The organism is uncultured Photobacterium sp., assembly GCF_947039875.1.
GTDB lineage: Bacteria > Pseudomonadota > Gammaproteobacteria > Enterobacterales > Vibrionaceae > Photobacterium.
In genome coordinates this window covers 54,396-68,784 of sequence record NZ_CAMRAN010000012.1, presented here as the reverse complement: position 1 = coordinate 68,784, position 14,389 = coordinate 54,396, and the positions used below count along the sequence as shown (strand labels likewise).

Genomic DNA, 14,389 nt, shown 5'->3' with positions numbered 1-14,389 from the left:
ATTATACCTTTTTAATTAAAACAACTGCTTCACAAGCAATGCCTTCTTTACGTCCAGTAAAACCTAAACGTTCAGAAGTGGTTGCCTTAACATTAATATTAGCGATATCTGTTTCCAGATCATCGGCAATGGCTTGGCACATCGCAGTGATGTGTGATGCCATTTTAGGTGCTTGGGCAATAATAGTGACATCCAGATTACCAAGACAATAGCCCATTGCCTTAACCTTGTTATAGACATCACGCAGTAAAAATCGACTATCTGCACCCGCCCATTCTGCATCAGTATCAGGAAAGTGACGGCCAATATCACCCGCACCAATTGCCCCTAATAAAGCATCACAAACAGCATGCAAGGCTACATCGCCATCAGAGTGTGCAATTAAGCCTTGTTCATAAGGAACAGCAACGCCACCAATAATAACGGGACCTACACCACCAAATTTATGCACATCAAACCCATGACCAATACGCATTAATGTTGTTCCTTTAATAAAAGTTGAAGATAGAACGCAGCCAACGCCAAATCTTCTGGCTGAGTCACTTTAAAATTATCACTGCGACCCGCAACAAGCAGTGGCGTATAACCACAAAATTCAAGCGCTGACGCTTCGTCAGTAATGGTTGCGCCTTGTGCTAAAGCCGTTGTTAACGATTGGCGTAATTGCCCAGCACGAAACATCTGTGGTGTGAGTGCATGCCATAAATTATCACGCTCAACAGTATGAGAAATATGAGCCTGAGCTAACTGTTGATGACTGCGTTTCATGGTATCACGTACAGGTGCTGCTAAAATTGCGCCACAGTCACTATTCACAGCGGAGGTTATTAAAGCGCGTAAATCTGCTCGACGAACACATGGTCGCGCAGCATCATGCACTAATACCCATGCATTATCATTGTTAATGGCAGCTAAACCCGCAAACACTGAATCAGCCCGTTCAGCGCCACCACTCACTACCGTAATGCGAGGATCTGTAGCTAATGCTAGCTGTGGAAAATAAGGATCATCAGCGCTGATAGCAATCACTACCCGCGTAATTTCAGGTAAATCCAATAATCGATCAACGGTATGTTCTAAAATCGTTTTACCTTCAATATGAAGATATTGCTTTGGGCGATCGGCCGCCATTCGACTACCAACCCCAGCCGCTGGTACTACAGCAATAAATTCTTCAGTCATCATCAACGTCACTCACAACAGAAAAATGCGTGCTTTAGTTATTATCGCCAAGCACGCGAATAAAGGTTTCACCGGGCTTAATTAAGCCTAAATCATTACGCGCACGTTCTTCCACTGCTTCTTTGCCACCGTGAAGATCTTTAATTTCTGCGTACATTTGTTGATTTCGTTGTTGTAATTCAGTATTAGCTGCTTGCTGTAAGGCAATACTTTCTTTTACTGCGGTATATTCATTCATACCGTTTTTACCATCCCAAAAATCGTACTGCAGCCAAGCTAAAAGCACTAGCTGGATAATGATAAACAGACGCATGATTCCCCTTCAAAATTAGCGTAGATGTCAATGCCACCAAAATACATTCCAATAAACCACTTATGGCGAAGTATTGGAATACAGGCTGCGGGTGCATAATAATCCCATAATCAGCTTATTGTGACCACTATTATGGTTATAGAGTTGATGTAGTGCTAGTTGAGTGTCAAATTTGCTGTTAAATCAAACAAAAAACATTTTTTAAGCGATATTTATAGCAGCATCACTTTTTCACAAAAAAAAACCGCCTCTTAAGAGACGGTTTGATTTAGGCTAATTGAGCAAGCTCAATTATAGGCTTAAAAGAATTAAGCTTGGCCTTTAACTTCTTTCAGACCGTTGAAAGCAGCGCGCTCGCCTAGTGCTTCTTCGATACGGATAAGTTGGTTGTACTTAGCAACACGGTCAGAACGGCTCATAGAACCAGTTTTGATTTGACCTGCAGCTGTACCTACCGCTAGATCAGCGATAGTTGCGTCTTCTGTCTCGCCTGAACGGTGAGAGATAACAGCAGTGTAACCAGCATCTTTAGCCATCTTAATTGCAGCTAAAGTTTCAGTTAGAGAACCGATTTGGTTAAGCTTGATTAGGATTGAGTTAGTGATGCCTTTCTCAATACCTTCAGCGAAGATCTTAGTGTTTGTAACGAATAGATCGTCACCTACTAGTTGAATCTTGTCACCTAGTAGTTCAGTTTGGTGCTTAAAGCCAGCCCAATCAGATTCGTCTAGACCATCTTCGATAGAAACGATAGCTGGGAACTTCTCAGTAAGATCTTTCAGGAAGTAGTTAAACTCTTCTGAAGTGAATTGCTTACCTTCACCTTTAAGGTCGTAGATGCCTTGTTCTTTGTTGTAGAACTCAGAAGCAGCACAGTCCATCGCTAGAGTAATATCTGTACCTAGCTCGTAACCTGCAGCTTCAACAGCTTCTTGGATTGCTTTAAGAGCAGCTTCGTTTGACTCAAGGTTTGGTGCAAAACCACCTTCGTCACCTACAGCTGTGCTCATGCCCTTAGACTTAAGAACTTTAGCTAGGCTGTGGAATACTTCAGAACCCATACGTACAGCTTCACGAAGTGTCTTAGCACCTACTGGCTGAATCATGAACTCTTGAATATCAACAGTGTTATCTGCGTGCTCACCACCGTTGATGATGTTCATCATTGGTAGAGGCATAGAGAACTGACCAGCAGTACCGTTTAGCTCAGCAATGTGCTCATATAAAGGCATGCCTTTAGATGCAGCAGCTGCTTTTGCGTTAGCAAGAGAAACAGCTAGGATTGCGTTAGCACCAAAGTTAGACTTATTTTCAGTACCATCAAGGTCGATCATAAGTTGGTCGATTGCAGCTTGATCAGTCGCGTCTTTACCCATTAGTACTTCAGCAATTGGGCCGTTAGCAGCAGCAACTGCCTTAAGAACACCTTTACCAAGGAAACGAGATTTATCGCCATCACGAAGCTCAAGAGCCTCACGAGAACCCGTAGAAGCACCAGACGGCGCTGCTGCCATACCAACGAAACCACCTTCTAGGTGAACTTCAGCTTCAATTGTTGGGTTGCCACGTGAGTCAATGATTTCACGAGCGAGAACTTTAACGATCTTAGACATTGTGTTTCCTCTGCTTTATCTTCAAATTAAAAGCTAAATAAAATAGCTGCAACGGTAGGTTGTTGCAGCCATCAGTAATCCTTACTTATCAGAATCACCGCGGTGGTATACACCTGCAGCTTTAACAAAACCTTCAAATAATGGGTGACCATCACGAGGTGTTGATGTGAATTCTGGGTGGAACTGTGCAGCAACGAACCATGGGTGGTTCGGAATTTCAATAATCTCAACTAACTTCTTATCAGCAGAGAGACCTGATACTTTCAGACCAGCCTTCTCTAGCTTTGGTAGTAAGTTGTTATTAACTTCGTAACGGTGACGGTGACGCTCATGGATTGACGCTTGAGCGTACAATTCACGTGCTTTTGAACCGTCTTGAAGATGACATAACTGAGAACCAAGGCGCATTGTGCCACCTAGATCAGATTTTTCAGTACGCTCTTCTACATTACCTTCACTATCAACCCACTCAGTGATAAGACCAACAACTGGATGTTTAGTTTCAGTATTAAATTCAGTTGAGTGCGCATCTGCCATGTTAGCAACATTACGAGCAAACTCGATAAGCGCAACTTGCATACCTAAACAAATACCTAGGTATGGAATTTTGTTCTCGCGTGCATATTGAGCCGTCATGATTTTACCTTCAATACCACGATGACCAAAGCCACCAGGTACTAAGATTGCATCAAGATTAGCTAGCACTTCGGTGCCTTTAGACTCAACATCTTGAGAATCGATATATTTGATCTTCACTGAGATACGATTTTTCAGACCTGCGTGCTTAAGCGCTTCGTTAACTGATTTGTATGCATCAGGTAGTTCAATGTATTTACCAACCAGACCGATAGTCACTTCTGCTGTCGGGTTAGCTTCTTCATAAATAACTTGTTCCCACTCAGATAAATCAGCTTCTGGTGCAGTAATACCAAAACGCTTACATACCAAGTCATCAAGACCTTGAGCTTTAATAAGTTGTGGGATTTTGTAGATTGAATCTACATCTTTCATTGAGATAACCGCTTTTTCTTGCACATTACAGAACAGAGCAATTTTTGCGCGTTCATTTGCAGGAATAATACGATCACTACGGCAAATCAAAATATCAGGTTGAATACCGATAGAAAGTAATTCTTTTACTGAGTGTTGAGTTGGCTTAGTTTTCACTTCACCAGCAGCAGCAAGATAAGGCACTAACGTTAAGTGCATGAACAAAGTGTTTTCACGACCTTGTTGAATTGCAAGTTGACGAATAGCTTCCATAAACGGTAGTGATTCAATATCACCAACTGTACCGCCAACTTCAACAATCGCGATATCATGACCCGCAGCACCTGCAATCACACGATCTTTAATTTCGTTTGTGATATGTGGAATAACCTGAATCGTTGCACCTAGGTAATCACCACGACGTTCTTTGCGTAGTACATCAGCGTACACACGACCAGCAGTAAAGTTATTACGCTTAGTCATTTTGGTACGAATGAAACGCTCGTAGTGACCTAAGTCAAGATCAGTCTCTGCACCGTCTTCCGTAACGAATACTTCACCGTGCTGAGTAGGGCTCATTGTGCCTGGATCAACGTTAATGTAAGGGTCTAATTTCATCATGGTCACATTAAGACCACGTGCTTCTAGAATAGCTGCCAAAGATGCTGCAGCAATGCCTTTACCTAGAGAGGATACTACTCCGCCCGTAACAAAAATATAATTCGTTGTCATGTTAAACCTGGAAGATTGGTGTAGAGGATAAAGTGTATCTGGACGGGAAATTAGTATACCAGACACCATTTATCGCCACAACGTGAAAAACTATCACACACTCCTAAGATTTTTTTTGTCTCAAATCAAGGAAGTGATATGCGCTCTATTTTCACCCCATTTCGATACTTTTAGCCACTAAATCACTATACCCTTATAGCATATACATTCCAAATGGGAATAGTTATTTATTGCATTCATGTTGCTTTACTTTATCCCACTCAAGATCTAGCTCAGTTAGTGAGCATTGTTCTAGTGACTTACCTTGTTCTAGCACATTTTTTTCAACTTGGCGAAAACGTCGCTCAAATTTTTTATTTGCTTGTTGGAGTGCATGTTCAGGTTTTACCCCGAGATGGCGGCTTAAATTAACCACTGAAAAAAGTAAATCTCCCATCTCTTCAGCTATCTTATATTGTTCTTGTGGCGTTTGAATGACCTCTGCCATCACTTCATCCAACTCTTCCGTCACTTTATCTACCACAGGTCCTAGGCTATCCCAATCAAAACCTTGACTTGCACAGCGTTGCTGAATTTTATCTGCACGAGTCAATGCTGGTAATGCTAAAGGAATATTAGCGAGCAAACTTTCATCTTGTAATTTTTGTGCTCGTTCTTTGGCTTTTTCAGCTTCCCAATTTTGTTTTACTGCCACTTCATCTTTAAATTGTTTATCACTAAAGACATGTGGATGACGACGAGTTAATTTTTCACTAATGCCTATAACTACATCATCAAAATCAAACAAGCCCTGTTCTTTGGCAAGCTCGCTATAAAAAACCACTTGAAACAATAAATCACCCAACTCTTCTTTTACATCAGTCCAATTTTTTTGCTCTATCGCATCAGCTACTTCATATGCTTCTTCAATGGTATGAGGCACGATTGAATCGAAGTCTTGTTTTAAATCCCACGGACACCCCGTTTGAGGATCCCGTAACTGACTCATAATGGTTAAAAGAGAGTTAATATTAAGTGTGGTCTTGCTGTCCATTATTATCCCCTTAAATAAAAATAGGTAGCCGAAGCTACCTATTCTTGTATTCGATATTATCTATTATAACTAACCATATAAACGTTTAGCTTGTGCAACATCTTTTACTTGTTCAATCCGATTTAACACTCGCCCTAAAACGTCTAAATCTGTTAATTCAAGTTCAAAGTCCATGATCGACATTTGCTTTTTATAATCAACTCGGCTCTTCATGCCTGCAACTTTAACTTTTTCGTTCATCAAGGTATTGGTCAGCTCTTTAAGCAGACCATTACGCTCTGATGCCGTTACTCGAACAGTAATGGTATAATTACCAATAAAGCCGCCGCCCCACACCGTATCAATAATACGCTCTGGTGCATGGTGACGTAGTTCTTCTAACTGTTCACAATCATGACGATGAACAGAGATACCTCGTCCTTGCGTCACAAAACCTTGAATATCATCACCAGGAATTGGCTGACAACAACGTGCTAAGTGAGTCATTAAATTATCAACTCCCTCAACAACGACAGAATCACGACGTGGCTTTTTGGTTGTATGTGACGCTTTTTCACTGGCTTCAGACAGCTTATCAAGCAGTTGTTGATCTTCTTCTTCCGCTGTAGGTTTGTTAATTAGCGCATTAATATGATTGATAATTTGATTGATCCGTAGATCACCACTACCAATACCGGCATACAGCTCTTCTGGCGAATTAACATTAAAGCGTTTACTGGCGTAAGAGTGTGCATCTTTTAGCGACGCATGGATCTTACTCAACTCAGCTTCAAGAATTTCTTTACCTGCAATAATATTTTTATCACGATCTTGCTTACGGAACCAAGCATGGACCTTGGCGCGCGCACGACTAGAGGTCACAAAACCTTGATTTGGATTTAGCCAATCACGAGAAGGGTTAGGTTCTTTTTGCGTGATAATTTCAACCTGATCCCCCATCTGTAAATGGTAAGTAAACGGCACAATTCGCCCTTCTACTTTCGCTCCAATACAACGGTGCCCCACTTCAGAGTGAATATGATAAGCAAAGTCTAATGGCGTTGCATTTGATGGTAAATCAACCACATCACCTTTAGGCGTAAAGGCATACACACGATCATCAAACACTTGGCTTCGAAGCTCATCGAGCATTTCGCCAGAATCTGACATTTCTTCTTGCCATACCAGTAACTTACGTAACCAATTTATTTTTTCATCATAAGCAGATTGAGCACCACCAGAAGCTGCTGGGCCTTCCTTGTATTTCCAGTGCGCCGCAACACCTAACTCAGATTCTTCATGCATTTGCTTAGTACGAATCTGAATCTCAATTGTTTTACCTTCAGGACCCAATACAACCGTATGAATAGATTGGTAGCCGTTAGGTTTAGGATTAGCGACATAATCATCAAATTCTTTAGGTAAATGACGATATTTGGTGTGCACAACCCCTAACGCAGCATAACAATCTTGCAGCTCTTCAGCGACAATACGTACTGCACGTACATCAAATAACTCATCAAATTCTAAGCTTTTCTTCTGCATTTTGCGCCAAATACTGTAGATATGCTTAGGTCGACCTTGCACTTCTGCACGAATATTTGAGGCTCGCATTGCATCAGACAAATCATCTACAAAATGCATGATGTAGTCTTCACGATCAATGCGACGCTCTGAAAGCTGTTTGGCTATTTGTTTATAGACTTCGGGATGTTGATATCGGAAAGCGTAATCTTCAATTTCCCATTTTAATTGCCCGATACCCAGTCTATTTGCCAATGGTGCATAAATATTGGCACACTCTTGTGCCGCGATACGACGCACCGCATCAGGTTCATTTTTCACTTCACGGAGATTACATATACGCTCAGCTAACTTAATAACAACACAGCGGAAATCATCCACCATTGATAGTAGCATTCGACGAATACTATCAACTTGTGCTGATTGAGCCGTTTCTTCTGCTGTAGATTTAAGTTGGCTAATGGCGCACATTTGTTCAACACCTTCTACCAAATGCAGAATAGTGCCGTTGTAATCTTCTTTTACTTGCTCATGGCTATAACAACCCGCTTCAACTAATGGATATAGCATTGCCGATATTAATGTATCGGTGTCCATGCTTAACGTCACCAGAATCTCAACCATCTCTCGGCCGCGCCATAACAGCAACGGACCGTTATCATAATCGATAACCTGTTCCTGACAACGTAGATAAGTTCCTTCTAAACGTCCAAACGTTTTTGCATCCAAACGTAAACTTTCGACCCATGAGGCTAACTCAAATATCGTGTTTTGTTTTAGATGTGCTCCACGTACTGCGACCATGTCTCTGTCCTGTTTTCTATTTAATGGCAATAGCAATCATTGCTATAACTATTTTTTCTGCTTTTTTTGAGTCTTTACAAATAATGCCATAGATTCTAAATGCCCTGTATGTGGGAACATATCCAACATTCCAAGACGCTCTAACTGATAACCTTTTTGTAATAACACTTGGCTATCACGAGCCAATGTTGCGGGATTACATGATACATAAACTACTTTATTCGGTGCTAGCTTAACCACATGATCCATCACTCCAGCAGCACCAGCACGCGCAGGATCGAGTAAAATTTTATCAAATTGTTCTTGTGCCCACACCAATTTAGTCACGTCTTGTTCTAAATTAGCTTGATAGAAAGTAGCGTTGTACTGTGCATTAGTTTGAGCATTATCTGTCGCACGTAAAACCATATCATCAATACCTTCAACTCCAACCACCGCTTTAGCATATTTAGCTAATGGCAGGCTGAAGTTACCTAAACCACAAAATAAATCTAACACTCTATCCTGAGGCTGAACATCAAGCCATTTAATCGCTTGTGCTACCATTTTAATGTTCACATCACGATTGACTTGAATAAAATCTTTAGGTGAAAACGTCAGTTTAAGATCATCAACTTCATAGAAAGGTTGTTCGCCATGAGATTGAATAAGTTGATCGGTTGCTGGTGCTAAAAACAACATCACATTGTGTTGGATAGCAAATGCATCAATAAGTGCACTATCATCCGCATTAAAAGGCGCAAGGTGGCGAATTAATATCACGCACCCATTATCAGCATGAGTCAATTCAATATGACCAACAAAACGGCGGCCTTTTAGATTTTGTAATAACGCGCGTAATGACGGTAATAAATCATTCAGCGGCTGAGCTAATACTGGACACAGATTAACATTAACAATGTCATTACTTTGCTTTTTGCGGAAACCAAATTGTAACTGACCGTTATTTTCAACACGCACGGCAAAACGAGCACAACGACGATAATGCAGCGGCTCACTGATAATTGGTGGCTGCTGAATACAATCAGCTTGATCAATAACAGCAAACTTTTCCATCAGTTCACCCAGCGCTTGCTGTTTAGCTGTCACTTGACCTTGATGCGATAAATGCTGCAAATTACAACCGCCACACTGGTCATAGATCGCACAATGGGGTTTAATACGGGCATTACTGTCTGAAAGGCGCTTAATCACTTTAGCACGAGCGTAATTTTTTTTATCTTCCGTTAACTGTACTACCGCCGTTTCAGTGGGAAGTAAGCCATCAACAAAGACAGATTTGCCCTGTAGATGACCAATACCAGCACCGAGGTGGTCTAAACGGCTAATCGTGATTTCTTTATGTTTGGTGTCAGTTGTACGTTTTTGAGGCTTAAAAAAGCGTGCCATAGTGTTTTGCTCACTGTTCAGACATTGAGTATTTGTTGCATAGTCCTAGTTTATTTAAACTAGGATTATAGATGGGTGCTAATTCTCCCACAGAATCGCTTGCTTGTAATTAAGAGAACCATGACCAAATATGGACTTCGTGCCAGGGTCTTTACCCTGACATTAGCACCAACACTGATAATCGGCCTGTTATTGAGCGCTTTTTTTACCATGAGCCGCTATCAAGATCTTGAACATCAGTTGATTTCAACAGGTACCAGCATAATTGAGCCGTTAGCAATTTCGGCTGAATATGGCATGACCGAAAAAAATCGGGAGTCTATTCGACGCCTGATCGGTTACACCCATCGCAAACATTCCGATATTATTCGAAGTATTGCTGTTTTTACGGATCACAATAAAATTTTTGCAACCTCTAATTTTCACCGTAATTTTGCTTCTTTTATGTATCCAGACGATAGGCCAATTCCACGTTTGCTTGATACTCAGCTTAACGATAATACCCTTATTTTACGCACCCCCATTTTAACCGAAGGCCAATTTGGTTCAAACACCAGTACTAGCTCATTAGGGAAACCATTGGGTTATATCGCCATTGAACTTGATCTTAGCTCATTACGATTACAACAATATCAAGAAATTTTTACCGCCTTAATGGTGTTACTACTTGGACTCAGCCTATCGTCTTTGTTTGCTTACCGGTTAATGCAAGATGTTACTCGTCCAATTTCCCACATGATCAGTGTCGTTGATAGAATTCGACGCGGACACCTTGATGTTCGAATCGAAGGTCAGCTACTTGGTGAGCTTGATACCCTTAAAAACGGCATCAATGCGATGGCAATTTCATTGTCTGAATATCATATTGAAATGCAACAAAGTATTGATCAAGCAACCTCTGATTTACGTGAAACCCTTGAACAACTTGAAATTCAAAACGTTGAGTTAGATATTGCTAAAAAACGAGCTCAAGAGGCTGCACGAGTTAAGTCTGAATTCTTAGCCAATATGTCACACGAATTACGGACCCCACTCAATGGTGTGATTGGCTTTACTCGTCAAATGCTGAAAACCAAACTCAACACCAACCAACAAGATTATCTACTGACGATTGAAAATTCGGCCAATAACTTGCTCACCATCATCAATGATATTTTAGACTTCTCAAAGCTTGAAGCGGGTAAATTATTATTAGAAAATATTCCGTTTGATTTCACTGATGCGCTTGATGATGTGATGCGCCTACTTGCGCCAAGTGCTCATGAAAAAGGCTTAGAATTAACCCTTAAAGTTGACACTCGCATACCACCAAGCTTAATTGGTGACCCACTGCGTATACAGCAAGTGGTCACTAACTTAATCGGTAACGCGGTTAAGTTTACTGAAACGGGCAACATTGATGTATCTATCGAGCTCAAATCTGAGCATGATAATAATATCGAACTGCAATTTATGGTACGTGATACTGGTATTGGTATTTCAGAACGTCAACAAGCCCAGCTATTCCAAGCCTTTAGCCAAGCAGATGCGAGTATCTCGCGTCGTTATGGCGGCACCGGATTGGGGTTAGTGATCACTCAGAAACTGGTCAGCCAAATGGGTGGCCAAGTCAGCTTGACCAGTCGTCTTCACCAAGGTTCAACATTCTGGTTTAGCATTCGCATGCACAAAACAGATTTACCTGTATCACAGCTTATTGATACAACTTCATTAATGGGTAAGAAATTACTGCTTATTGAGCCCAATATGCAAGCCGCCTCAGTCGTGCAACAACGATTAATCAATGCGGGGGTTCATGTCACTTATCGCTCAACCATGCCTGAAGATATTGAACATCATGATTTTGCTTTGCTGTGTTTATCGCCATGCGAGCAACCACCAACAGCCGTCCTGTTTAATCACATATTTAAGGCTGAACAGATTGCCGATAAAGTACTGGTTTGTTTACCGACAACAGAGCTCGCATTATCAGAAAAGCTGACCAATACTGGGGTTGAGATTTGTCTGGGTAAGCCGATTGCCTCACGTAAATTATTTGAAGCATTATGCGATAACAATGATGAACATAATGAGCCCGAACAGCTAGTATTAACTACGCCACCAGAACCGATTCAAGCATTAACAGTAATGGCTGTTGATGATAACCCTGCTAACTTAAAGTTAATTTCAGCTCTATTAGGTGAGCGGGTTGAAACCGTTATTACCGCTACTGGCGGTAAAAAAGCGGTCGAATATGCTCACCAAAAAACATTTGATCTGATCTTTATGGACATTCAAATGCCAGAAATGGATGGCGTAACCGCTTGCCAAGCAATACATAAAACTCCCCTCAACCACAATACGCCGATTATTGCCGTTACCGCTCACGCGATGACTGGAGAACGAGAGCGGTTAATTAATGCGGGAATGGATGATTATCTTACCAAGCCCATTGAAGAGCATATTTTGCAACAAATTTTGGCGAAGTGGATCACGCCAAGTGATCATCAAGGTGCAGTATCAATATCCTCCCCCAATACCACCATTGATATTATTCAGGCGCAGCAAAATACACCATTAACCATTGATAATAGTATTAGCTTTGATTGGTCACTGGCACTTAAACAAGCGGCAGGAAAAGAAGATTTAGCCCGTGACATGCTGCAAATGCTATTGGATTATATGCCTGAGGTGGAATTATTAGTCAATGAAGCGCTGGATGGTAAACAAGTCGAGTTATGGCCTTCAATCCATAAACTCCACGGTAGCTGTGCTTACAGTGGCGTACCACGCTTAAAATACCTCTGCCACACCATTGAGACTGAGCTAAAAGCAAATGCAATTATAGTAGATATTGAACCGGAATTATTAGAGCTTATCGATGAAATGGATAATGTGGTTAAAGCTTCTAAGCAATATCGACATTAATACTACACTTATCTGATAGCATCATATGGCCATAAATAAGATAATAAAAAAGCGCCAGCTGATAAGACTCGCGCTTTTTTATTACTCATCATTACGATGAGATCAACTTTCAATGATCACGGTTGCTACCGCATAACGACGCTCATCGGCAATAGTCAGATGCACGTGTTGCCCTCCCATTGTCGTCAGTAATGATAATGCCTGACCCGAAAAAGCAACCACGGGCTTACCACGTTCATCGTTAGTCACGCTAAAATCTTGAAAAGACACGCCACACGCAATGCCCGTTCCTAATGCCTTAGAGGCCGCTTCTTTAACCGCAAACCGTTTTGCTACAAACCGAGCCCGCAACTTTAATCGATAGTATTGTTCAAGTTCAGAGGCTGATAACACCCGTTCAGCAAATCCATCACCAGCACGAGTGAGCACTTTCTCAATCCGTTCAATTTCAACGATATCAGTCCCTAAACCTAAAATAGCCATTAACCACGCGCTTCCTGCATCAATGAACGCATATCTGTGACTGCTTTTTCAAGACCATCAAACATTGCACGTCCCATAATAGAATGACCAATATTAAGCTCATACAACTCAGGTAATGCCGCAATAGCTTTAACATTATGGTAAGTTAAACCATGTCCTGCGTTGACTTTAATTCCCAGACTAGCAGCATACGTTGCTGCTTCAGCGATTTTTGCAAGTTCAGCCGTTTGAATATCTTCGGTGATAGCATCGGCATAATGGCCAGTATGCAATTCAATAAATGGGGCACCCGTTGCAAGCGCAGCATCAATCTGACGCTTATCTGCATCAATAAATAATGACACTTTAATACCAACCGCTGCAAGTTTGGCTGTTGCTGCTGTAATTTTCTCACGTTGCCCGGCAACATCTAAACCGCCTTCAGTGGTAAGTTCCGCACGTTTTTCCGGTACTAAACACACATATTCAGGTTGCGTTTCTATTGCAATCGCCACCATTTCATCAGTGACAGCCATTTCTAGATTCATCCGTGTTTGCAATGTTTCTCGTAAAATTCGCACATCACGATCATTAATATGGCGACGATCTTCACGCAAATGGACCGTAATACCATCAGCGCCAGCACGCTCAGCCACTTCTGCAGCATGTACGGGATCGGGGTAACGTGTACCGCGAGCATTACGTAACGTTGCAATATGATCGATATTGACACCCAATAGAATGTTGTTCATTTTCCGATGCTCCTTGCTCGTGGGATAAACAATTCCCGACTTTTTAATGGCTTTGAGCCAAGATACGGCTTTAAGGCCATCCTTGTAAAGCGTTTCGCCGCACGAAGTTGTTCAGGGGTTTCAAAGCATCTCGCTGCAATCGCCTTTAATTCATTACCACGAAAAGTCAGTTGGGTTATTTTCATTGAGGCAATAAAACCACGTTGCTCACGGTAGTTGTATGTCATTAGATCATCAACCGCTAACCCACTGCCAGCACAATGCAGAAAGTCGATACCGTAACCAAGATGATGTAGTAAAGCGAGTTCAAAACGACGCAATGCTGGCTCTGGATTATCCGCTTGTGCAAGCTCCCGTAACACATTCAAATAATCAAGAAACAACACCGGATAAGGAGTGTGATTTTCTAATACTCGCACTAATATTTCATTAACGTACATCGCGGAATATAAAATATAGCTGCGCAGTGGCAGACCGATACTGATGGGTTCAGCATGGGTAAGGACAGGCATACTTCCTTTACCACTCCATTTCATAAACAATGGCGTGAAAGGTTGTAATGTACCCTTAAGATTAGAACGCTTACGACGCGCGCCTTTAGCTAGTAGGGTAAGACGGCCATAATCCTCGCTAAATACATCGAGGATCAGGCTCGTCTCACTATAATGACGATAATGAAGGACAAAACAACGCTGTAAGCCCTCCATTA

12 protein-coding genes are annotated in these 14,389 nt (G+C 41.6%); 1 reads left to right on the top strand and 11 read right to left on the bottom strand.

Annotated features, from left to right (window positions below):
• Position 1: 1 nt before the first annotated feature.
• The 8 genes from ispF to rlmD all read right to left on the bottom strand — a co-directional run bounded on the left by ispF (position 2) and on the right by rlmD (position 9,559).
• Entirely contained in the window at positions 2 to 475 is a 474-nt protein-coding gene (ispF, locus tag Q0V26_RS06510) for a 2-C-methyl-D-erythritol 2,4-cyclodiphosphate synthase (RefSeq protein ID WP_297479514.1), read from the bottom strand.
• A complete protein-coding gene (gene ispD, locus Q0V26_RS06505) occupies positions 475 to 1,182 on the bottom strand; it encodes a 2-C-methyl-D-erythritol 4-phosphate cytidylyltransferase (protein ID WP_297479561.1) in 708 nt (235 codons plus the stop codon). The genes ispF and ispD overlap by 1 nt, the downstream gene beginning before the upstream one ends.
• A gap of 34 nt (positions 1,183 to 1,216) precedes the next feature.
• Complete coding sequence (ftsB, locus tag Q0V26_RS06500; protein ID WP_297479513.1) at positions 1,217 to 1,495, bottom strand: cell division protein FtsB; 279 nt, start codon at positions 1,493 to 1,495, stop codon at positions 1,217 to 1,219.
• A gap of 308 nt (positions 1,496 to 1,803) precedes the next feature.
• Positions 1,804 to 3,108 (bottom strand): phosphopyruvate hydratase, encoded by a 1,305-nt coding sequence (eno, locus tag Q0V26_RS06495; RefSeq protein WP_080158207.1) that lies wholly within the window; start codon positions 3,106 to 3,108, stop codon positions 1,804 to 1,806.
• An 81-nt stretch (positions 3,109 to 3,189) separates the two neighbouring features.
• Complete coding sequence (locus Q0V26_RS06490) at positions 3,190 to 4,830, bottom strand: CTP synthase (protein ID WP_297479510.1); 1,641 nt, start codon at positions 4,828 to 4,830, stop codon at positions 3,190 to 3,192.
• 223 nt (positions 4,831 to 5,053) lie between these two features.
• Complete coding sequence (gene mazG / locus Q0V26_RS06485) at positions 5,054 to 5,863, bottom strand: nucleoside triphosphate pyrophosphohydrolase (protein ID WP_297479507.1); 810 nt, start codon at positions 5,861 to 5,863, stop codon at positions 5,054 to 5,056.
• Positions 5,864 to 5,932: 69 nt separating this feature from the next.
• On the bottom strand, positions 5,933 to 8,170 hold the full coding sequence (relA, locus tag Q0V26_RS06480; protein WP_297479504.1) for a GTP diphosphokinase: 2,238 nt from the start codon (positions 8,168 to 8,170) through the stop codon (positions 5,933 to 5,935).
• 48 nt (positions 8,171 to 8,218) lie between these two features.
• Positions 8,219 to 9,559 (bottom strand): 23S rRNA (uracil(1939)-C(5))-methyltransferase RlmD, encoded by a 1,341-nt coding sequence (gene rlmD / locus Q0V26_RS06475; protein ID WP_297479501.1) that lies wholly within the window; start codon positions 9,557 to 9,559, stop codon positions 8,219 to 8,221.
• A 120-nt stretch (positions 9,560 to 9,679) separates the two neighbouring features.
• Between rlmD and barA the strand changes: the two genes are divergently transcribed.
• A complete protein-coding gene (barA, locus tag Q0V26_RS06470; protein WP_297479498.1) occupies positions 9,680 to 12,466 on the top strand; it encodes a two-component sensor histidine kinase BarA in 2,787 nt (928 codons plus the stop codon).
• A gap of 102 nt (positions 12,467 to 12,568) precedes the next feature.
• Here the strand turns inward: barA and acpS are convergent, their stop codons facing one another.
• Genes acpS through recO form a run of 3 tightly spaced genes read right to left on the bottom strand, consistent with a single transcriptional unit; the run spans position 12,569 to position 14,387 of the window.
• Complete coding sequence (acpS, locus tag Q0V26_RS06465) at positions 12,569 to 12,949, bottom strand: holo-ACP synthase (protein WP_297479495.1); 381 nt, start codon at positions 12,947 to 12,949, stop codon at positions 12,569 to 12,571.
• Entirely contained in the window at positions 12,949 to 13,680 is a 732-nt protein-coding gene (gene pdxJ, locus Q0V26_RS06460; RefSeq protein ID WP_297479491.1) for a pyridoxine 5'-phosphate synthase, read from the bottom strand. Before pdxJ ends, acpS begins: the two co-directional genes overlap by 1 nt.
• Positions 13,677 to 14,387: a DNA repair protein RecO gene (gene recO, locus Q0V26_RS06455; RefSeq protein WP_297479489.1), complete on the bottom strand. Its 711-nt coding sequence runs from the start codon at positions 14,385 to 14,387 to the stop codon at positions 13,677 to 13,679. Before recO ends, pdxJ begins: the two co-directional genes overlap by 4 nt.
• Between the last annotated feature and the right edge of the window lie 2 nt (positions 14,388 to 14,389).